This is a genomic window from Bacillus sp. FJAT-44742, from assembly GCF_002797315.1.
Classification (GTDB): Bacteria; Bacillota; Bacilli; order Bacillales; family Marinococcaceae; genus Thalassorhabdus; species Thalassorhabdus alkalitolerans.
The window spans coordinates 2,243,702-2,264,650 of the sequence record NZ_KZ454936.1 but is presented as its reverse complement, the minus strand read 5'-3'; the positions used below and the strand labels follow the sequence as shown (position 1 = coordinate 2,264,650).

Annotated in this window: 22 protein-coding genes; 15 read left to right on the top strand and 7 right to left on the bottom strand. The window is 42.9% G+C overall.

The genetic code is table 11. From position 1 onward, the window contains the following. Positions 1–169 precede the first annotated feature (169 nt). A complete protein-coding gene (fumC, locus tag CEF17_RS11280) occupies positions 170–1,558 on the bottom strand; it encodes a class II fumarate hydratase (protein WP_100399612.1) in 1,389 nt (462 codons plus the stop codon). A gap of 317 nt (positions 1,559–1,875) precedes the next feature. Here fumC and thpD point away from each other — a divergent pair, with 317 nt between their 5' ends. After that, positions 1,876–2,805, top strand: coding sequence for an ectoine hydroxylase (thpD, locus tag CEF17_RS11275; protein ID WP_054634896.1), 930 nt, complete (start codon positions 1,876–1,878; stop codon positions 2,803–2,805). Positions 2,806–2,884: 79 nt separating this feature from the next. Continuing rightward, positions 2,885–3,787 carry an aldo/keto reductase gene (locus CEF17_RS11270; RefSeq protein ID WP_100399611.1) on the top strand — a complete coding sequence of 301 codons (903 nt, stop codon included), beginning with the start codon at positions 2,885–2,887 and terminating at the stop codon, positions 3,785–3,787. A 227-nt stretch (positions 3,788–4,014) separates the two neighbouring features. Here CEF17_RS11270 and CEF17_RS11265 read toward each other — a convergent pair whose 3' ends face one another. Next, positions 4,015–4,884 (bottom strand): DMT family transporter, encoded by an 870-nt coding sequence (locus tag CEF17_RS11265; protein WP_100399610.1) that lies wholly within the window; start codon positions 4,882–4,884, stop codon positions 4,015–4,017. 90 nt (positions 4,885–4,974) lie between these two features. Here CEF17_RS11265 and CEF17_RS11260 point away from each other — a divergent pair, with 90 nt between their 5' ends. Together CEF17_RS11260 and CEF17_RS11255 are read left to right on the top strand one after the other, a co-directional pair. After that, positions 4,975–5,847: a 50S ribosomal protein L11 methyltransferase gene (locus CEF17_RS11260; RefSeq protein WP_100399609.1), complete on the top strand. Its 873-nt coding sequence runs from the start codon at positions 4,975–4,977 to the stop codon at positions 5,845–5,847. Then, positions 5,844–6,338 (top strand): metallophosphoesterase family protein, encoded by a 495-nt coding sequence (locus CEF17_RS11255; RefSeq protein ID WP_100399608.1) that lies wholly within the window; start codon positions 5,844–5,846, stop codon positions 6,336–6,338. Before CEF17_RS11260 ends, CEF17_RS11255 begins: the two co-directional genes overlap by 4 nt. A 52-nt stretch (positions 6,339–6,390) precedes the next feature. Here CEF17_RS11255 and mgtE read toward each other — a convergent pair whose 3' ends face one another. Next, complete coding sequence (gene mgtE / locus CEF17_RS11250) at positions 6,391–7,749, bottom strand: magnesium transporter (protein ID WP_100399607.1); 1,359 nt, start codon at positions 7,747–7,749, stop codon at positions 6,391–6,393. A gap of 438 nt (positions 7,750–8,187) precedes the next feature. Between mgtE and CEF17_RS11245 the strand changes: the two genes are divergently transcribed. Continuing rightward, complete coding sequence (locus CEF17_RS11245) at positions 8,188–9,153, top strand: 2-hydroxyacid dehydrogenase (protein ID WP_100400883.1); 966 nt, start codon at positions 8,188–8,190, stop codon at positions 9,151–9,153. A gap of 391 nt (positions 9,154–9,544) precedes the next feature. Here CEF17_RS11245 and CEF17_RS11240 read toward each other — a convergent pair whose 3' ends face one another. After that, a complete protein-coding gene (locus tag CEF17_RS11240; protein WP_100399606.1) occupies positions 9,545–9,889 on the bottom strand; it encodes a YolD-like family protein in 345 nt (114 codons plus the stop codon). Positions 9,890–10,014: 125 nt separating this feature from the next. On the opposite strand from CEF17_RS11240, the gene CEF17_RS11235 reads away from it, so the two are divergent. Further along, positions 10,015–10,239 carry a WYL domain-containing protein gene (locus tag CEF17_RS11235; protein ID WP_100399605.1) on the top strand — a complete coding sequence of 75 codons (225 nt, stop codon included), beginning with the start codon at positions 10,015–10,017 and terminating at the stop codon, positions 10,237–10,239. A gap of 240 nt (positions 10,240–10,479) precedes the next feature. On the opposite strand, the gene CEF17_RS11230 is transcribed toward CEF17_RS11235, so the two are convergent. Both CEF17_RS11230 and CEF17_RS11225 read right to left on the bottom strand, forming a co-directional pair. Next, on the bottom strand, positions 10,480–10,935 hold the full coding sequence (locus CEF17_RS11230) for a staygreen family protein (RefSeq protein WP_100399604.1): 456 nt from the start codon (positions 10,933–10,935) through the stop codon (positions 10,480–10,482). Positions 10,936–11,188: 253 nt separating this feature from the next. After that, positions 11,189–12,535 carry an alanine/glycine:cation symporter family protein gene (locus CEF17_RS11225; protein WP_100400882.1) on the bottom strand — a complete coding sequence of 449 codons (1,347 nt, stop codon included), beginning with the start codon at positions 12,533–12,535 and terminating at the stop codon, positions 11,189–11,191. A 276-nt stretch (positions 12,536–12,811) separates the two neighbouring features. Between CEF17_RS11225 and CEF17_RS11220 the strand changes: the two genes are divergently transcribed. Beyond that, positions 12,812–13,462 (top strand): TVP38/TMEM64 family protein, encoded by a 651-nt coding sequence (locus tag CEF17_RS11220; protein ID WP_100399603.1) that lies wholly within the window; start codon positions 12,812–12,814, stop codon positions 13,460–13,462. A gap of 48 nt (positions 13,463–13,510) precedes the next feature. On the opposite strand, the gene mbcS is transcribed toward CEF17_RS11220, so the two are convergent. Next, positions 13,511–15,097: an acyl-CoA synthetase MbcS gene (gene mbcS, locus CEF17_RS11215; protein ID WP_100399602.1), complete on the bottom strand. Its 1,587-nt coding sequence runs from the start codon at positions 15,095–15,097 to the stop codon at positions 13,511–13,513. 110 nt (positions 15,098–15,207) lie between these two features. Between mbcS and CEF17_RS11210 the strand changes: the two genes are divergently transcribed. The 8 genes from CEF17_RS11210 (at position 15,208) to CEF17_RS11175 (ending at position 20,916) form a co-directional block, all read left to right on the top strand. Beyond that, complete coding sequence (locus CEF17_RS11210) at positions 15,208–15,639, top strand: spore germination protein GerW family protein (RefSeq protein WP_157843014.1); 432 nt, start codon at positions 15,208–15,210, stop codon at positions 15,637–15,639. A 151-nt stretch (positions 15,640–15,790) separates the two neighbouring features. Next, positions 15,791–16,714, top strand: a complete 924-nt coding sequence (locus CEF17_RS11205; RefSeq protein ID WP_198508951.1) for an AEC family transporter — start codon at positions 15,791–15,793, stop codon at positions 16,712–16,714. Positions 16,715–16,735: 21 nt separating this feature from the next. Beyond that, entirely contained in the window at positions 16,736–17,062 is a 327-nt protein-coding gene (locus tag CEF17_RS11200) for a hypothetical protein (RefSeq protein WP_100399599.1), read from the top strand. An 89-nt stretch (positions 17,063–17,151) separates the two neighbouring features. Further along, complete coding sequence (locus CEF17_RS11195; protein WP_054634887.1) at positions 17,152–17,439, top strand: hypothetical protein; 288 nt, start codon at positions 17,152–17,154, stop codon at positions 17,437–17,439. An 85-nt stretch (positions 17,440–17,524) separates the two neighbouring features. Then, positions 17,525–17,815, top strand: a complete 291-nt coding sequence (locus CEF17_RS11190; RefSeq protein ID WP_100399598.1) for a hypothetical protein — start codon at positions 17,525–17,527, stop codon at positions 17,813–17,815. A gap of 411 nt (positions 17,816–18,226) precedes the next feature. After that, positions 18,227–19,036, top strand: a complete 810-nt coding sequence (gene proC, locus CEF17_RS11185) for a pyrroline-5-carboxylate reductase (RefSeq protein WP_100399597.1) — start codon at positions 18,227–18,229, stop codon at positions 19,034–19,036. Between the two features lie 322 nt (positions 19,037–19,358). Beyond that, positions 19,359–20,390 (top strand): processed acidic surface protein, encoded by a 1,032-nt coding sequence (locus tag CEF17_RS11180; RefSeq protein ID WP_100399596.1) that lies wholly within the window; start codon positions 19,359–19,361, stop codon positions 20,388–20,390. A 178-nt stretch (positions 20,391–20,568) separates the two neighbouring features. Continuing rightward, positions 20,569–20,916 carry a metal-sulfur cluster assembly factor gene (locus tag CEF17_RS11175; protein ID WP_054634882.1) on the top strand — a complete coding sequence of 116 codons (348 nt, stop codon included), beginning with the start codon at positions 20,569–20,571 and terminating at the stop codon, positions 20,914–20,916. The last annotated feature ends 33 nt before the right edge of the window (positions 20,917–20,949 follow it).

Here is a 20,949-nt window from a genome sequence, read left to right as displayed (position 1 = left end):
CGCTTCTCTTCACAGCGTGGAAAGAGAGAAAAAAAGCTGGACTATAATGAGCACGAAAAAGCCAACAGTAAAGAGAGATTTCTGTCTTTTTAAGCCGCGAGAATTCCCTCAAAAAGCAAGAACCCCCGCTTTTTTTAAAGCTAAACTTCTGTTACGAACTCACTTTTTCTTATTCCTGGGGAGAAACCATTTTTTCTGGGTTCACGTACTCTTCAAATTGTTCTTCAGTCAGAAGGCCGCTGTCAAGCACAGCTTCTTTTAAAGTGGTCCCTTCCTGGTGAGCTTTTTTTGCAATTTTAGCTGCATTCTCATAGCCAATATGAGGGTTAAGAGCTGTTACAAGCATCAAGGAATTGTTTAAATGCTCTTTAATCTTGTCGCGATCAGGCTCAATACCTACGGCACATTTGTCGTTAAAGGAAATCATGCCTTCTGCAAGCAAGTAAGAGGATTGAAGGAAATTGTAAATAATTACAGGCTTAAATACATTCAATTCAAAGTTCCCCTGGCTTGCGGCAAAGCCGATGGTGGCGTCATTGCCCATTACCTGGGAAGTTACCATTGTAAGAGCTTCGCTTTGAGTAGGGTTTACCTTACCAGGCATGATGGAGCTTCCAGGTTCATTGGCAGGAATAGTAATTTCACCTAAACCGGAACGTGGACCACTTGCGAGCCAGCGCACATCGTTTGCAATTTTCATCAAGTCGGCAGCCAGAGCTTTTAACGCCCCGTGAGCATAGCTTATCTCATCATGGCTTGTTAACGAATGGAACTTATTTGGAGCTGAACGGAAGGTTTTTTCTGTGATGCTGCTGATTTCTTCAGCTACATAAGCGCCAAACTTAGGGTGGGCGTTAATTCCCGTACCTACTGCTGTGCCGCCAATCGCCAGATCCCGTACATGGTCGATGCTTTCTTTAATCATTTCACTGCTTTTTTCCAGCATGCGGTGCCATCCGCTGATTTCCTGGCCTAAAGTAAGAGGCGTTGCGTCCTGAAGGTGGGTGCGGCCTATTTTAATCACATCATCAAATTCCTTCTTTTTTTCAGCCAGTGTATTCTTAAGTATATCAAGCGCAGGGAGAACATCGCTCTCCACTTTTTCAACAGCAGCTATGTGCATCGCTGTCGGGAAGGTGTCGTTTGAGCTTTGGGAACGATTGACGTCATCATTTGGATGAACGATAAGATCTTTTCCTTCTTCTTCTAGTAGAGCTGTAGCCCGGCGTGCCAGGACTTCATTCATGTTCATATTGGATTGTGTACCGCTACCAGTCTGCCATACGACAAGAGGGAAGTTATCATCTAACTGGCCGCTTAGCACTTCATCCGCCGCTTTGGCAATCGCGTCTGCTTTTTCCGGTTCCAGCTTGCCAAGTCTTTTATTCGCAAGGGCGGCTGATCTTTTTAAAATGGCGAATGCATGGACAACTTCAATGGGCATCTTTTCTTTTCCGATTTTGAAGTTTTCCAGACTTCGCTGGGTTTGAGCTCCCCAGTTTTTATCAGCTGGGACTTTCATTTCACCTAGGGTATCTTTTTCAATTCTATATTCCATCTTGAACGTTCCCCCTAAAAAAGATTTTTACCTTATTATATACCCGGAAGCTTTATCATCAAATCATAGTTTTTTGAAAAATATGATAAAACGAAAAAAGAAGAAATAAAGGTGGGAAAGAAATGATAGAAAAGGATATTTTTCATACACAGTGAAATATGAACTAATATTCGAGAATCCCGAACAACAAGCCCATTGCTAAAAAATCTACTTAACTTCTATAAATAATTGTGTTTAAAATAGATTTTAGAGGGGAACTCCAATGATTGACACCAAAATTTCCGAACAATAATTTTAATAAAAGGAGTGATTGTGCGATGAAAGATTTATATCCATCTCGCATCGGACAAGAAACTAAAATTGTAGAACGGAAAGACCCAGTGATTCATTCAGATTCTTCTCAAAGTAATGGTCCTTTGAATAAAAAAGAGCTAGATTTTTATGAAGAAAATGGATACTTACTCTTTGAAAAAATGTTCAGCGATGAAGAAGTCGAAATCATGAAAAGAGAGCTTGACGGTACAATGGAAGCAAATGAAAGCCGTGAAGCTGACGATGTCATCAAAGAGCCTGGAAGCAATGAAATCCGCTCTGTTTTTGAAACTCATAAGGATGGCAGCTTCTTTGAAGCTCTTTCCAAAAATGAGCGTCTTGTGAAAATCGCAGAGCAGCTTTTAGGAGACCAGGTGTACATTAACCAATCCCGTATTAACTTTAAGCCCGGTTTCAAAGGGAAAGAATTCTACTGGCACTCTGATTTTGAAACATGGCACGTAGAGGACGGCATGCCGAACATGCGTGCAGTCAGCTGCTCGATCGTTCTTACGGACAACTATGAATACAATGGACCGCTTATGCTGATCCCAGGGTCCCACAAATGGTTTGTTTCCTGCCCTGGTGAAACTCCGGATGCAAACTATAAGAGCTCTCTTCAAAAGCAGGAGCTTGGGGTGCCGGACAATGAAAGCATGAAGTGGCTGGTGGATCAGGCAGGAGGACGTATTGACCGTGCAACCGGTCCGGCAGGATCTGTGTTGTTCTTTGAGTGCAACACAATGCACGGATCTGCAGGGAACATCTCTCCTTATCCGCGAAGCAATGTTTTCTTTGTCTATAACTCGATTACCAATAAGCTTCAGGAGCCGTTTTCCGGCAAAGAGCCGCGACCTGAGTTCCTGGCTAACCGAGAAAATGTACAGCCGATCACTCCGGTAAGCGGAGATATTACGAAACAAAAGACAAAGTAAAATGAATAAGGAACAGCTTGTCCGAACGGGGCAAGCTGTTTTTACTATATGAAAACAAGAAAGGGGCGGTGAAAAGTAAATGTCGTTTAAAGACCAAGAAAGAGTGGCTCGGGCAAAAGACAAGGCTGAGGAGAGAACAGTTACCCTGCCTGATGGCACGTCTGTTCCTTCCATTGGCCAGGGAACATGGTATATGGGGGAAGATCCCCGGGAAAAAGATCAGGAAGTTAAGGCCCTCCAGCTTGGAGTTGAAGCCGGCATGAAGTTGATTGATACGGCAGAGATGTATGCTGACGGTGGAGCTGAGGAAGTAACAGGGGAAGCGATAAAAGGAAAAAGAGAAGATGTGTTTCTCGTTTCAAAAGCGTATCCCCATCACGGTGGCAAGGATACCTTGCCGAAGGCGTGTGAACAAAGCTTAAGACGCCTTAAGACAGACTATATAGATTTATATTTGCTTCACTGGAGAGGAAGCATTCCTTTAGAGGAAACGATAGAAGGAATGGAACAGTTGAAAAGAGAGGGAAAGATCAGAAGGTGGGGCGTTTCGAACTTTGATACAAAGGACATGGAAGAGTTACTTGGGAAAGAACAAGGGTCCAACTGCGCAGTAAACCAGGTTTTGTATCATTTAGGTTCACGGGGGATTGATTATGATCTTCTTCCCTGGCAGCGTCAGCACAACATGCCGATTATGGCGTACAGTCCTTTGGCAAGAGGTGATGATCACTCCCGAGTCAGCCTTGTCAACCATCCAACTGTAAAGGAGATCGCAGAGGAGCACCAGGTGAAGCCTCTGCAGATTGCTTTGGCATGGACCATTAGAAATCACGATACCATTGCCATTCCTAAAGCCGTTCAGGAGAATCACGTGATCGAAAATGCTGAAGCTGCTTCTATTATTCTCAGCGAACAAGAGCTGGCACAGCTTGACGAAGCCTTCCCTGAGCCCGACAAAAAAGTCCCACTCGACATCATTTAGAGTCCCCATTTAGGGTGCCTGGCACCCCAGTGGGAGGTTACACTCCTGTAACAAACAATGACTGCAATCCCCGGTGTACCGGGCTTGTGCAAAAGTACCCAATTAGGGTGCCTGGCACCCCAGTAGGATGTTACACTGCTGTAACAAACAATGACTGCAAACCCCGGTCTAACGGGAAAAGGCCAATAGCCTCATAAAAGGTGCCAGGCACCTTTTATGAGGCACATTTATGGTTTGGTGGCGATGTACACGCCTCCAAGGACGAGAGCTCCTCCTACAAGCTGGACGAGACCAAAGCTTTCGCCGAGAAAAAGCACGGCAGCGACTGTGGTAAAGAGGGGAACAAGATTGAAGAAAATGCTCGCTTGAGAAGGACCGACTTCAGCCACACCACGGTTCCAGAGAAGGATGGCAAGAGCAGAAGGGAAAATCCCAATGTACAGCAGCCCAGAGATATGAGAGACAGTCCATTCAATGGGAAATCCATCTCTCCACTCAAAGGCTGCAGCAGGAAGCAGAAAAACAGCCCCGAACACCATCGTCATAATAATACCTCCGTAGAAAGGAAAGCGGTGGCCGTACTGCTTAATAAAAATGGAATACACAGCCCAGCTTACCACTCCTAAAAGCATAAGGAGGTCTCCTGGGTTGATCGAAAGAGAGAGAAGAGTTCCGAGAGAGCCCCGGGAAACAATCCAGACAACGCCGGCAAAGGAAATGATAATCCCGGCAACCTGTTTTGACAGCAGTCTTTCTTTTAAAAATAAGAACCCCAGCATTGCGGCTACAGCCGGAGTGAGCGCATCTACTATGGAAGCATTAATGGTAGTAGTATAATGAACTGACGTGTAAAGCATGACGTTAAATAAGCCGAGTGTTAAAGCAAGCCCGGCTAACGGCCGCCACTCCTGGCGCCACAGCGCCTTGTTGTTCATAATCTCCTGCCAGCCCAATGGAAGGAGGATGACAGCGGCCATGGCAAATCTCATAAAGGAAAGCGTTAAAGGCGGGATAGTATCGCTAAAAGCTTTTCCGACAATAAAGTTCCCTGAAAACATAAGCATGGCTAACAGCAATAATACATATGGGTGAGCCATAGGATAACCCTCTTTGTTTAATAGTTGCCCCGGTTATTTTATCACAGGAATGTTGTGAGCATTATACATTTTTAGAAAGGAGCGAGGAGAATGAGAGAATGGGTCATCCCTTTTCCGTTTCAAAAAGAAGAAGAAGTATCTTTTCAGCTGTATGAAGCGGGGTTTCATCACTTTTACATAGAAGAGCCAATCAAGCAAATTCAAACGGAGGACGGCTACGGGGTAGAGAAGGTGGAGGAGGGAACCGCCCAGGTTCACCTGTTTCCTGAGAACGACTGGAGTGCTGAAGAAATAGCAGCGATTGTCGGTGTCACAGTAGAGGATATAAAAGAAAAGGAGTGGAAAGAGGCGCAGGCAGCTTATGAAAATATTACGCTTCCCTCTGGCTGGAAAGTAATCTATCCTCCTTTTCCCGCAAAGAAAGGAGAAAAGGAGCTGCTTCTTGATCCCCAGGGAGCCTTTGGAACCGGCGTCCACGGTACAACCCAGGACAGTCTTGATATCCTGATGGAACTTCCCCTTGAAATAGGCAGAAAAGCCGCTGATATAGGAACAGGGTCGGGGATTCTTGCAATTGGTGCTGCGGTAAAAGGAGTTCAAGTAGACGCTTTTGATATACAGCCGGTACAAAGGGAAGTCACTCACCAGGCCGAGCTTAATCATGTGGAGGAGCGTATTATAGTAAAGGAACAGGATGTTCTTTCAGAAGATCTTGAAACCTATAATTATGACCTCATCATCATTAATATCGGCGCTTCCGTGACAAAGGAGTGGCTTCAGAGCAAAAGAGTATTTGGAAAATCCACCTGCCCTCTCTATTTAGTATCGGGCATTGTTGACTGGGCCAAAGACGGAATCATTACATTATTTCATGACGCTGGCTTCAAGCTTTGTAACAGCAGGCAGTCAGAAGAGTGGAATACCCTGTTGTTTACTGCAGGGCAAGGCGAAGATGTAACATGAAAATTGTAGTGACAGCTGACACACATATTCCTAAAAGTGCAAAGCAGCTTCCTTCTCGTCTGCTTCAGGAGCTGGAAACAGCAGACAGGATCATCCATGCTGGAGACTGGCAGACAATAGAGGTGTATGAAGAGCTACAGAAGTATGCCCCGGTTGATGGAGTATTTGGCAATGTGGACGGGGAGGACATCAGGCAAGTGATGCCCGAAAAGAAGAGTATAGAGGCTGGCGGCTTTACCATTGGAATTATACACGGCCATGGCGAGAAAAAAACGACGGAAAAGCGAGCCCTCGAAGGATTTGAAGAGCCTCTTGACTGCATTATATTTGGTCACTCCCATATCCCATACGTCAGATTCGCCAGCAAAACACTACTGTTTAATCCCGGTTCTGCTACGAGCAAACGAAAGATGCCTTATTATTCATTTGGAGTTCTTACTGTTGGGAAAGAACTGAAAACAGAGCACATTTTTTATGAAAACAAGGAATAAAAAAAGCCTGAAGGTCTCCCCCTTCAGGCTTTAAATTTACGTAAGTTTAAATTTACGTAAGTCTTGCAATAAACATGGTCGCCATCCCAAAATAAATGAGCAAGGATAATATATCGTTAATTGTTGTAATTAAGGGCCCGGATGCTACGGCAGGATCTACTTTAAATTTGTAAAGAATCAATGGGATAATGGTGCCGGCTAACGTTCCAATGATTAAGGTGGCTAGCAGGGAGCTTCCCACAACCAGGCCGAGAATTATGTTTCCCATCCAAACATAGGCAATGAAAGCAATGAGAATGCCGCAGACGATCCCGATAATAATACCGACTAGGAGTTCACGAAATATCAATTTGAGAGATTGTTTAAAATTTAATTCCTGTGATACTAACCCCCGAACAACTACGGCCAGGGACTGTGTCCCGGTATTGCCTGTCATTCCGGCAATCAATGGCATAAAAAAGGCCAAAGCGACAACCTGCTCAAGCGTTCCTTCAAATCCACTGATGATTCCCCCTGAAACCAGTCCGATAAATAAAAGGAGAATAAGCCAGGGAAGCCGCCGGTAAGCGGCAATGGTTGGCTTTGTGTTAAAATCGATGGCTTTTCCTGAGGCGGAAAGCTTTTCGATATCTTCATTTGCTTCTTTAATGACGACATCAATCACGTCATCTACTGTAATAATACCGACAAGCTTGCCGTCTTCTTCCACAACAGGCATGGATATAAAATCATAGCGATTGATAAGCTTTGCTACTTCTTCCTGGTCTGTATACACGTCAACCTTAACGAGGCGGCTGAACATGATATCTTCTATTTTATCAGTAGGTTTTCCAAGGAGTAAATCCTTGTATGATGCGACTCCTACAAGCTTTTTCTCCGAATCAATTACATAAATGTAATTTAAGTATTCAGCAAGCTCATAGAAGTTCTTCAGTTTCTCTACGGCTTCATGAACCGTGTAATGCTTTGGAATCCAGACGTACCTGTCCGTCATGATTCTCCCTGCTGTTTCCGGCGGGTAATTCATTAAATACTGAACGGCTTCAGACTCTTCCTGTTTCATTTCTGAAAGCAGCTCATTTGCTTTCTCCGGTTCTACATCTGTTAACAGGGAGGCAATTTCATCGTTTTCCATTAAATCAAGGACTTTTGAGGATTTTTCGGTTCCCAGTTTATGTAGCACCTCGAGCTGATCATCCTGTTCTAATTCAACGATAAGATAAGTCAGCTGTTCAATTGACAAATAAAGAAGAAACTTATTGCGATGTTTTGCAGGGAGATAATGATATTGCTGAGCCAGATCATACGGCTGCAGTTCATTAATGATCTCTTGAAAGACTGTCTTTTTTCCTTCCTTTAAGGTCTTGATCAGAGCGAGTGTCATTTCATTTTCAGTCATGCTGCGTGCCACACTAGCACCTCATTTCCTAGAGCGTTTTCTCTTTTGTGATGTTCTAATTTTCTATAGGCAGAAGGCAGTTACACAGCTTCTTTAGGTTTCATTATATTACTCTTTCCTCCATGAGTGCTTGTCACTCTTTCCTTTTATGTAACACGATATCTTTCAGAAAAGTAATTTTTTCTTATCCTTTATCCTGACGCCCTGCTTTTTTTAGGATCTGAGGCTCTTTTCATAACTACCCTCTCCAACCCTATTTCAATCTCTCTCCAGCCTCAGGGTTTCTTTGAGGGTGATTCCTGGGGTTTGATTTGAAAAAAGAATTCGGATTAGTTATTTTGAATGTGTTGCTTTTTTCGACATAATTATTACATAGACAAAGAGGAAGACCGGGACTTGAAATAGAAGTATGGTAAGGAGAGAAAGGTATAAATGAGAGAGGGTGACCCCATGAAACCGTATGTATACGTAGCACGAAAAATGCCGGAATCAATCATTCATATGCTTGAAGAACAATGTGATGTTTCCATGTGGGAGAAAGAAGATGAGCCCGTACCAAGAGAAGTACTGGAAAAAGAAATAAAAAAAGCAGACGGATTGTTTTGTACAGTTACAGAAGAGATTGATCAGGATCTTATTGATAAAGCTGAGAGCCTTAAAATCATAGCCACTATGGCGGTCGGCTACAATAATATCAATGTTCAGGCCGCAGCGAGAAGAGAAATCATGGTTGCTAATACTCCGGGCGTTTTATCTGACACGACGGCTGACCTTACCTTCGGCCTGCTCATGGCCACAGCCCGGCGCATTCCAGAAGGGGTGGATAGCATAAAGAACGGGGAGTGGAAGACATGGGCTCCGTTTCACCTGATTGGACAGGATATACACGGGGCAACACTTGGAATCATTGGTATGGGGAGAATTGGTGAAGCCCTTGCGAGAAGAGCGAAAGGGTTTGACATGAAGGTTCTTTACCATAACCGTAACCGTAAGCATGAGACTGAGATCAATCTTGGTGTGAGGTATGCAGAATTAGAGCAGCTCCTCGCCGAGTCGGACTTTGTTTGTTTGATGACTCCGTATACCCAGGAGACGTTTCATTTGATCGGAAAAGAAGAGCTGAAAAAAATGAAAAACTCAGCTGTGTTTATTAATACCTCCCGAGGCGGTACGGTAGACGAGGAAGCCTTATACGAAGCTCTAAAAGAAAAGGAAATATGGGCAGCAGGGCTTGATGTCTTTGAAGATGAACCGATAGGACCAGATCATCCTCTGTTATCCTTGCAAAACGTGGTGGCTCTTCCTCACATTGGGAGCGCCAGTGAAAGAACAAGAATGAGAATGGCTGAAATGACCACCCGTCATATCCTGCAAGCCTTATCCGGAGAACGTCCGGATCATTTAGTGGGAGGATGAACCTATAAGGGGATAGGACAATAGGTCTCTTTTTGAAATTTTATTGAACTTTTTTCGTTTTAAAAGAAAAAACAGGTTTAGACACAGAGTAGAAAAAGGAAAGATAGGATTAAAGAGAACTGGCTGCCGGCTATAAGTGAAAAAGTATGCAGGAACTCCTGGTAATGGTTACTTTATCTTTGCGGTTTCTGCATACTTTTTCTATCTATTCCCCCTGTAGTAAGTTATTCATCCCATCGGCCGGTATGCTATGTTCTTCTTTACCATCCATCATCCCCTTTTAAGCGATCCGTAATGGATCGTTTTTTTTTTTGGCTGCAGAAGGGTGTATGTAAATGTTTAAGTGAAAAAACAAAAAGGCAGCCAAAGAGCTTGGAGTTCTTCTTATGATTCATTCATCAGACTCTCTGTTAATATAAACGATACTGTCAAAGGGCAGATAAAAGGTGTCTTCATCTTTCCTGGTCACAATATGAAACTTTCTTTCCTGCTGGTTAAGGTGGTGAATCCTTCCAGAAACTTTGTGTATAAAACCATTCTTCCAATAGATAAAAAGCAGGGGATGATGGTCCGCCATCGCTTCACACACCTTTTCTTCGATCTCCTGCCAGGCCTGCTCATCAAGTTCCGGCTTTTTGACTTTCTGCTGCTCGTGTTCCAATTGCTTTAAGAGCTCTACGTGCTCAGGCAGCATCATTGCTGTCCACTTGATTGTTCCACGATCTTTGATATCCATTCGAATCCCTCCTTGTTCTTATTATACACGAACAAACGTTCTTTTAAACCTTGAATAAGAACGTTTGTTCTGACATAATAATATATAGAGAAACTGTTCGTGTTACCAAGAAGGAGGGTACTGCAATGAATCCAGAAAAAATAATCAAAAAAGCAATGATGACAAACACAGCCATAACGTTTATCTATGAGGCAAAGACAGGGGAATTGACCCAAAGAACGGTAGAAGTGAAAAAGATCCTGGCAGGCCGCTTTGTCGGATATTGTTACTTAAGGAAAGGCGAAAGAATATTTAAGATGGATAATGTTCTTTCGATTCAATTGAAGAAAAGAGCAGAGACGGGATCATAGGTGAGGTTGATCGTCAGGAGGAAACGGATAGGATAAAGTTAGGGGAACCGTACCATAAGTAAAGAGAAAGTTGAGAAGACAAAAGATTGAAGTAGACAGTTAATATTTGTGTATTCAATCTTAAAATGTGTTTCTAAAATAGAATTTTTCTTTGATGACCAACCTTAGAATGTATGATTTTACATCGTTAGTTCCAGCATAATGAAATTAGATCAGATTTAGAATGATAACAACCTTTGATTAATTAAAAAGAAAATTGCGGAAAGGGCCCCAATTTTCCTGTCTAGCAAACTGAGGATAAGCGGACATAAACGTAATAATGATAGGAGAGTGATCTAGATGAGGGGATGTGTCAAATAAAAACCGATCGCCGTAGCGGATAGCTGTCAAGGCAAGAGGTAATTCACGTCTAAAGATTTCATTGCGTATTGCTGCTTCATTTTGATTATATTCTCCTTGGTCCACATGCAAATAAACACGATAGACTAAGGAACTACCCTTTGTTTTCCATTCTCCTAAGACTTCATCTCTCATAGGATTGACTTTATTCCATGCATAATCCATTCCAATTGTTAAAAAAAGCTCTCCTGTCTCATCCGAGTGAGTTAATGTATAACGTCTTGGGAAAACAGGTTCCGTCATCGTAACACCATTCAAGTATTCCACAAATAGTTTTTCCGGATTGAAATGACTCAAGCAATCAACTCCAAACTTTTTTATACCATCATTATGTTCATTTACCATCACTAATTCTAATAATTACAAAGAGAGTTTAGTTTCACCCTCCACTCAAACACGCCGGATGCTCTTTATTTGTGCTAATTTACTTACTTTAGAGAGCTGAATCTAAACGAAGTTTCGTAAGACTATGGATCTGTTGCCCTAACCTCCAATGTCTCATATAGAAACAAAGAACCGGATCCCTCTGTGAGGAATCCGGTTTCTTTTATCAAGCGTCGTGATAAGGCGATGCTTTTTTCTGGGCTTTCTCTTCTCTCATTTTCTTCAGGAAGTATGTGGTTTCTGCCACAACAACACCGGAGAGACCGAGTAAGCCGATTAAGTTTGGAGCTGCCATGAGTCCGTTTAATACGTCGGCAATCCCCCACACAAGGCCGAGGTCCATGATGGCCCCAAAGAATACGGCGATCACAAACATGATCCTGTAAATTGGAACGGATCCTGGCTTCTTAAAGAGATACAAAAAGCAGCGTTCCCCGTAATACGACCAGCCAAGGATCGTAGAATAGGCAAAGAACACAAGGCCGACTGCGACTATCACTCCGCCGATCGGGCCAAGGAAGAACTCAAATGTAGCGGATGTAAGAGCTGCACCTTCAAGCCCCTCTTCCATATACATCCCACCCATAACAAGAGCAATCCCCGTGATGGAACAAATCACAATCGTATCAATAAATACCTGTGTCATAGAAACGAGCGCCTGGCGGCCCGGGTAATCTGTACGGGCGGCAGCTGCTGCAATTGGAGCAGAACCTAACCCGGCTTCGTTCGAGAACACACCACGGGCAACCCCGTATTGAATAACGACCCCGATTGCACCACCAGCTACAGCCTGGCCGGTAAAAGCATCTGTGAAGATAAGGCCTACTGCTGCGGGAACAAGTCCTGCGTTCATAATCATCATCACAAGTCCGGCAACAACATAAAAGAGTGCCATAACAGGAACGATATAAGCAACAACGCGACCGATGCTTTTAATTCCGCCAAGAATAACAAGGCCGGTAAATACAGTAAGAAGAATTCCTGTAAGCCATGGTGCTACGTTCCAATTTGATTCCAAAACGTCTGCGACAGAGTTAGATTGAACCGTATTTCCAATACCAAACGCAGCCACAGCTGCAAAGAGGGCAAAGATAACGCCAAGCCAGCGAAGACCTAGCCCTTTTTCAATATAATACATCGGACCACCGGACATTTTGCCCTCTGGGTCTTTGACACGGTATTTTACCGCAAGGATGGCCTCCGCGTATTTTGTTGCCATTCCGAAGAGAGCCGAGAGCCACATCCAAAATACGGCACCAGGTCCCCCGAGCACGACCGCTGTAGCAACACCGGCAATGTTACCTGTTCCCACCGTAGCTGCAAGAGCTGTCATAAGGGATTGGAAGTGGGAGATATCCCCTTCTGATGTCTTGTCCTGTTTACGGCTGAAGGCAAGCTTCAACGCATAGGGCAGGGCGGAGAATTGAAGAAATGATAGCCGGATCGTAAGAAATATCCCTGTCCCGACAAGCAGGATTAAAAGAGGCGGCCCCCAGACTAACCCGCCCAGCATGTCGATAAATTCACTGAATGTCAATGTTTGTTCCCCCTATTCTTTTTTTATAAGATAAAAAGCCCCTCACTTTTGCTTATGTATACTAAACTAGCAGAAGTGAAGGCTAAAGGAATAATATAATAGTATCATTTTTTTGAAAAAATAAACAATTATAAATTATTTTGTCACCAATAGAATATCTTCAGATAAATAGCTCTGCCAGTAATAGACTCTTGCTTTCCACGTAAAGAGTCCATAAGATGAAATAGAGTACATTTTAAGTGGAGGGCATCAATGATTAAGAAAGCAGGAATCGCGTTACTATATATTGTTATTGGCTTTCTTATCTATTTATATGGAGAGCCATTAATTGTATGGATAAATGAAGAAGGCCATAACTATGTTACCATAACAACCATTGCAGCAACCATGTTTTCATTGTTTCCTATTATTCCATACCCTGTCATCGGAGGAATTATCGGGGCAGCTTACGGACCGTTTTTGGGAACAATTGTCATTTGGATAGGATCATCAGCAGCTTCTATTATTATGTTTTTGTTTGTTCGTTACGGCTATCAAGACTGGGGATACAAGGTACTGAGAAAGTATAAGGCGCTGGAGAAGGTAACAATTTTATTTGAAAAGAATGCTTTTCTCGCAATCTTTTTGACAAGGCTGGTTCCTGTCGTCCCATCGATTGCAGTTAACATATACTCAGGGTTGAGCAGAGTCAGATTTATGCCATATGCAGTGGCTTCTTCGGCAGGAAAGGTTCCCGCCATGGTATTATTTGCTACCATTGGAACGGTAGCAGTAACGAATCCATGGGATCTTTTCTATGTTATTGCGGTTTACAGCATTTTCCTTGTCCTGTGCTATATTGTATATAAAATTTTTAAAAGCAAAGCTCGAGCTGAGATAAAGCCTGTAAGACAAGTACGATAATGCAAAAAGAGATGCCCAGAGAGGCATCTCTTTTTAAATCTATCACGTTTATGTTGCCTGCTTTTCACGGGCACGAAGCTCCACACGGCGGATTTTTCCGGAAGTAGTCTTTGGAAGCTCATGAAGAAATTCAATCTTGCGGGGATACTTGTAAGGAGCTGTAAGGTTTTTCGTATGCTCCTGAAGTTCTTTTACCAATTCTTCCCGGTTAGATACTTTTTCTTCATCTTTAAGCACAATAAAGGCTTTAACGATATTTCCCCTGACTTCATCAGGACTGGCAACCACTGCGCACTCCTTGACTGCATCATGCTTTGTTAGTGCATCCTCCACTTCAAAAGGCCCGATTGTATAGCCGGAGCTGATGATGATGTCATCGCTGCGTCCTTCAAACCAGAAGTAGCCGTCTTCATCTTTTGACGCCTGATCACCGGTTAAATACCAGTCACCAAGAAAGGCAGCGGAAGTTCTTTCTGGATCTTTGTAGTATTTCTTAAATAAAGCCGGGCAGTCTTTATGAACGGCAATGTCACCAACTTCACCGACCGCAACAGGTTCTCCCTGCTCATTGATGATTTCTACATGATTGCCTGGGGTCGGTTTTCCCATGGAGCCTGGTTTAATCTCCATTCCAAGAAGGGTGCCGACAAGAAGAGTATTTTCCGTTTGGCCGTAGCCATCGCGGACATCCACTCCAAAAGCATTCTTAAACGCTTCGATCACCGGACGGTTTAAAGGTTCGCCTGCGGAAACGGTACTGCGAAGGTGAGGAAGCTTATAAGAAGCAAGTGTATCCACCTTAGACATGAGCCTGTATTCAGTAGGTGTGCAGCAAAGAACTTGAATGTTTTCTTTTTCTAATAGCTGCAAGTAAATATAAGGATCGAATTTCCCGTTATACACAAAGGCCGTAGCACCTAATGTAATGGTAGATAAGAAAGGACTCCAGATCCATTTTTGCCAGCCGGGAGCTGCAGTCGCCCAAACGATGTCATTCTCTCTGACGTCCAGCCATTTTTTTGCTGCGGTGCGGACATGAGCATACGCCCACCCATGACTGTGGACAACCCCCTTGGGATTTCCTGTTGTGCCGGAGGTATAAGACAAGAATGCCATGTCATCTTTAGAGGTTTGAGCGCCAGAGAAGGCAGACGGCTGCAAATCAGCTAAAGACTCCAGGTTTTCCCATCCGCTATGCGAGCCGCCGATTGTTAGTTTGTACTGAAGGGACGGAGTAGGATCAGAGATGTTTTCAACTTCACCGACAGCGGTGTGAAAAGATATGACTGCGGTGGCGCTGGAATGATTAATTCGGTATGATAAATCCTTCGCTCTAAGCATTTCAGAACATGGAATGGCTACAATGCCTGCTTTTAAGCAAGCTAAATAGGTAATATAGGCTTCAGGTGAGCGGGGAAGAATGATCATTACCCGGTCTCCTTGTTCAATGCCTACCGTTTTCAGAGCGTTGGCATATTGATTCATTTTTTCAATAAGTAAGGAATAAGAGACTTCCCGGCGTTCTCCTGACTCATCGAGCCATCGGATAGCCGTGCGGGTCGAATCATTTGAAAACGCTTCCAATTCATTCGTTACATTATACTTAGCAGGTGCAATTAGTGATTCAGTACTCAAAGGATCCCCTCCTGAAAATCTATTATCATCCTATTATACTAAATTGAAGTTGAATTTTGAATATTTTTATTATTGCAGGAGAAGATTTTTTTATAAAGCAGGACATTTGTGTGAAAAAAGATAATAGATATGAAGATAAGGAAGGAGAGGATGGAATGGAGAAAATAAACATTTTCGAAAAAGCAGGAGAAATACTTAATGAGGGTATGAAAAAGCAGCTTGTATACGGGGAGCCGGTCAGACATGGGGATAAAACTGTGATCCCGGTGTCAAAAAAAATCCTGTCCTTTGGAGGAGGAGGGGGATCAGGGACTGAAAAAGAATCCTCTCAAGAGGGAGAAGGGGGAGGAGGAGGCGGAGCGGTCAGGGAAAAGCCAATTGGCGTCTACGAGGTAACTGATGAAGAGACCATCTTTATCCCTGCTTTTGACCTTAACCGCTTCCTCTTAACGGGTATCGGCTGCCTGGCCGGAGCATTAGTCATAAGCCAGCTGTCTGGAAAAACTGGTTTATTCAGTTGTAAAAGTAAAGAAGAGAACTAACCTGTGCCTTCTGGCGCAGGTTTTTTCTTGTCAGAAGTAAGAAGAACTAAAGAGAGGAGGAGGGCAAGTGAGCTTTTCCTCTTGTTAAAAGGGAGTGTGCTATACTTCTGGTAGAAATATTACAGTGGTAAGAGAAAAGTTGGTGACGCCGATGGACGTTTTGTTGTTAATTATTTCAGAAATTATTGCACCTGTGTTTGTTCTTATCTTTGTTGGAGTCCTCCTGCAACGAAAATTCCAAATGGATTTGTCTACATTATCAAAAGTAAACTTTTATTATTTGATTCCGGCGGTTATTTTTCTGCGGATCTATGAAAGCAGCCTCTCTTTTGAATTGATAGGAAATGTGCTTCTTTTTCTTTTCATTCAGGCAGCAGGGTTATGGGTGGCAAGCTATGCCGGCAGCAAAATTTTCGGATACCAGCGGGATTACAGGGTAACCTTGCAAAATAGTATACTTTTAAATAATCAAGGCAATTTTGGTCTTCCTGTGAATGCTCTCGTGTTTCGGAATGATCCATTTGCGGCTTCAATTCAAATAATCATAATGACGTTTCAAAACATTTTAACCTTTACATATGGCGTGTTTTCTATGGGAGCCTCGAAGCAGGGAGCGAAGAAAGCAGCTGCCGGCTTTGTAAAAATGCCGGTTCTTCATGCGCTTCTTTTAGGACTGTTGTTCAGCTGGGCCGGTATTACTCTTCCAGCAGCCATTGCTATTCCTTTAGATTCAGCGGCAGCTGGTTTTCTGGCAGTGGCTTTAATGTCGTTGGGCGCTCAGGTAGCATACTTAAAGCTTAATAAGAACCTTGGAATTGTAGCCATTAGCAGTTTTTTACGACTGCTTTTTTCCCCAATGCTTGCCCTTGCTGTGATATGGTTATTGGACCTTTCGGGAATGATGGCCCAGGCACTTTTGATTTCAAGTGCTTTTCCTACGTCAAGAAACAGCGCGGCCATTGCCCTTGAATATGACAACAATCCTGATCTTGCGGCTCAAATGGTACTGGTTTCTACTATTTTAAGCAGCATTACTGTAACGGCAGTCGTGTATATTGCCTTTATACTTTTTTAATAGAAGAAAGGGAGAACTTACATGGCAAGAATGACGAGAACAAAGAAATTAGAGGAAAAGAAAAAGGTAGATACGAAAGAGCGTATTGCACAAGGAAGTGTATATTCTTTTTTTCTCATGATTGCTCTTTTAATCAGTCTTATCCTATCTTTTTTCTTTCACTTTGAAAGAATAGAAGCTGCCCTTGTTTATTTATTTCTTTTAACGTTGGTACTTACTTTCGGATTAACTACGGCTTCGGCAGTCCTGAAACGATACATAAGCCGCCTTCAATTATGGATTTTGATTACTTCCACAGGCCTGTTAGCTATTTGTTCCTATGTCATCTATATTTTCCGCTTTGCCTAGGACTTGTTTAATACATACTTTGGGTGGGAATAGAAATGTTTGAATAGGAAGTTATCATACACCAGCTTCTAATATGGAGGTTTTTCTATATGAAAAAGAAATTTGTTTACTCAGCAGCTTCGGCTCTCGTAGCAGCTGGGATTCTAACAGGCTGCGGGGAGGAAGATGAAGCTCCCGAGGAGCCGATTGATGAAGAGCCGGTTGAGGATTATGAAGAAGAGGATCCACCTGCTGATAGTGAAGAAATTATAGATGAAGAAGAACAGGAAGAGAGAGAAGAAGGGGATCAGGATCCAGCAATTGAGGATGAAGAGCTGGAGGAGTCTGAGGAAGAAAGAGATGAAGTAGAAGAAACTCAAGAAGATGATGAAGAATAATCTCTTCTTCCCAGTTTTATCTTTTCTTCCCCGGGGAATGGCGTTATTACAAGAGTAAGAGCTTTAATGAAGGAGGAGGTCAAAAATGAAAATTGATCAAGTATTTAATGAGAATAATGACGAGCTTCGTATAACTTCAGGAGAGTTAATCGTGGAAGATGAAACTTCCGGATCATGGGAAGCAAAGCTTTATGGCGTAGAGAACCAGCGCTTTTTTACAGATGCACTGAAGGATGACACGAAGGAAAGACTCACATTTGAAACAGACCGGGGAACGTTAAATGGAATTATTTCTGTGGAGGCTCTTGATTCCACTGTGGAAGAAAGTGTAATTACGCTAAAAGGTGTAGGTCATTTAAACGGTTTACGCAATTAGAAAAGTAGGTAAGAGCTGTTGAGTAAAATCTCAACAGCTTTTTTCTGTGGGAGCAGAAGGTGAGATGAGCGAAAGGGAGGAGGCGGGTGAGAGTGCGAGGGGTGTTGAAATTTGTCGTTTGACCCAATAAGTGACGGTTTTGACCCAATTATTTGAAAATAGACCCAATTAACCCGAAAAATGACCCAATTATTGCGTGAAGTGACCCAATTAAACCGCAGACCGACCTGATTAATACTCAAAGCGTTCAATATTTTCTGATTATATAAAGGCATCCCAGAAAGCACAGAAGAAAAGTAACATTCTAGCAGCATTTCGTTGCAAAACTTCAATAGTTTGTTCCCTCAAAAGAAGATACGGTAAAATAGAAAGAGATCACCTTGGAGCCATATAAGAAAGGGGCAGCGGTATATGAAGAAAAATAACATTTTATTTATTGGAGCAGGAAGAATGGCAGAAGCAATATACGCCGGCTTGCTTCGCCAAAGCCACCCTGATATCGGAAGAATTATCGTTTCAAATAAATCCGATGAGGAACGTTTACATAATCAAGCGAAGCAGTACGGGGTAAAGCAAACAACCAAGTGGAAGGAGGAAACTGGCCAGGTTGACGTAATCGTACTGGCAGCTCCCCCCGGAGTTCATGATGAGTTACTAAAGGAGCTGGCAGAAGTTGTAGATGGGCAGCTTGTCATTACAGTTGCAGCAGGGATCGATCCAGAATATATGGAGAAGCGTCTTCCAGAAGGCACCCCCGTGGCATGGATCATGCCTAATACAGCCGCGCAAGTTCAACAGTCGATGTCCACCTATGTATGCGGGCAGCATGTAAACAACGAGCATAGATATATATTAGAAGTGATATTGCACGCGATCGGGGAGTATGAAGAATTAAGTGCCCAGCAGGTTCATGATTTAACGGCAGTGACAGGAAGCGCTCCTGCTTTCATGTATTTATTTTGCGAAGCTTTGGAAACGGCAGCAATGGAATACGGAGTGACAAGAGAGCAGGCCAGGAAGCTGGTCGTTCAGATGGCAGCCGGGTCAGCCGCCATGCTTCAGGAAGGCCATAATCCCGCTGATCTTAGAGGACAGGTGACGTCACCGGGAGGAGCGACAGCTGCCGGGATAGAAACATTAAAAGAAGCCGGGTTTGAAGAATTGATTAAGAAAGCTGTGCAAGCAACAAATCAACGGGCCAAAGACCAGGCTGAAGACTGAAAAAAATCTTTATAGAGCCGTTCCTTTCATAGAGGGAGCGGCTTTTTCAGTTGTACATAGATTAACGGAACGTAAATCAAGTGAGGACCAGCTTGCCGACGAAGGGAAAGCCAGTTTCCTTGAATGGTTCAAAGAATAACATAATACAAGAATGCTAGAATAAAAAAGAATATAAGAGAACTGAAGAGTTTTAAAATAATAATTAAGTTATTTGCAGAATAAAGAAAATATATGTGGAAATTCAGAAAAATACTAATTATACTAATCTTGATCACAATTGATTCTTTGATCCTACAACTACATATGGCAGGAGGAGTAAACCATGAGTCGTTTACTGATGAAATGTTTGGCTGTTGTTGTGCTGCTGGCGTTGGTCCCGGTACATACATATGCTGCACCCGGGCAGGAGGAGCTTGATTTATACCTGCAGGAGATTGACTGGACCCAGAAAGAGTTAGAGGAGTACCTGGAAACTGAATATGGGACAGAGCACTCTGATTTTGAGGATGCAGAGGAGTTAAGAACATTTTTAGGAGACTTACTAACAGACGAATCGTTACATGAGCTGTTAACAGAGTACAAGATGACAATAGAAGAGCTTGACCAGCTGCTTAAAGCAGACGACAAGACATTAGCAGATTTCAAGTTTACTGATGATTTAGATTTTTTCCTGTTTGACCACATGCTTGCTGAGCTAGATTTTGAAGAAGCTGAAATGCTCTATGATGATTATTTTGCAGAATTTGGTTTGGATGAAGATGAATTCTGGGTGTTGTATGAACACTTTTATCAAGTATTGTTTACTGAAAACGGAGACTTTAATGAAGGAGTCCTGGAGCGATTAGAAGCACTGCTAGAAAGGCTGGAAAGCTTTCCTTACTTTGAAAGTGCTGATGATTTAACGGCAGAAGATATTGCCGAACTCTTATCCATATGCCAGGAGCTGTTAAGCATTTTCCAGCTTGAAGCCGACTTTTATCTGACCAAGGATGAAGAAAAGCTTCCTCTTACGCTTGGTGAACTCCTTTCTCTTGAAACGACGAATGGATATGATCTGTTAATAGAGTTATACAACGCAGAAGGAGACTTTCTTGCCGACATCATTTTATCAGCTGAATTATTTGCTTACGATTCTATTGATCAAGTGACTGGAGAGTTTAATGAAATTAAGACTATCGCTGAGGTTTCGGCTGATGCAGGGGGAAAAAGTGTAAGCGGACCGGATGAGCGGACGGAAACAGGAGGGAGACTTCCTGATACAGCTTCCTCTTATCCATTACAGATCCTTATTGGATTAGCTGCAGCTGTGCTTGGAGGACTGTTTTACGTAAGAGTAAGAAAGACAGCAGCATAAAACAAAATGTAAATAAGAAGGAGATGAGGAGCAGAACGCCCCTCATCTTTCTTTTTCTGTACCGTCAGATACAGTACAAGTGAGGTTTAAATAAAATAAAAAAAGGTTAAAACAAGTGAAGAAGGTTCTACATTCATGGAAAATAGAGCCCGTACTCATAGATGTGGGGAGGGATAAAATGTCTGAGGAAAAACAAGAAATGATTGACCGGGTGTATGGGGAGCTGGAAAATGTAGAAGACCCTGAGCTTGGAGTAGACATTGTGAATCTTGGATTGATTTATGGCGTGGATATTGATGACAGCAAGAATGTCAAAGTTGAAATGACACTGACATCCATGGGCTGTCCTCTTGCTGGAACGATTGTCAATGATATTCAAAATGCCTTATCGGATTTAAAAGAATTTGGAGAAATAAATGAAGTAGATGTAAATATTGTATGGGATCCACCATGGGATAAAAGTAAAATGTCAAGGTACGCCAAGATCGCATTAGGCGTACACGAAGGTCCTGAAGATCGAGCATAGAGCGAAGGGTCATCATTTGTTATGATGGCCTTT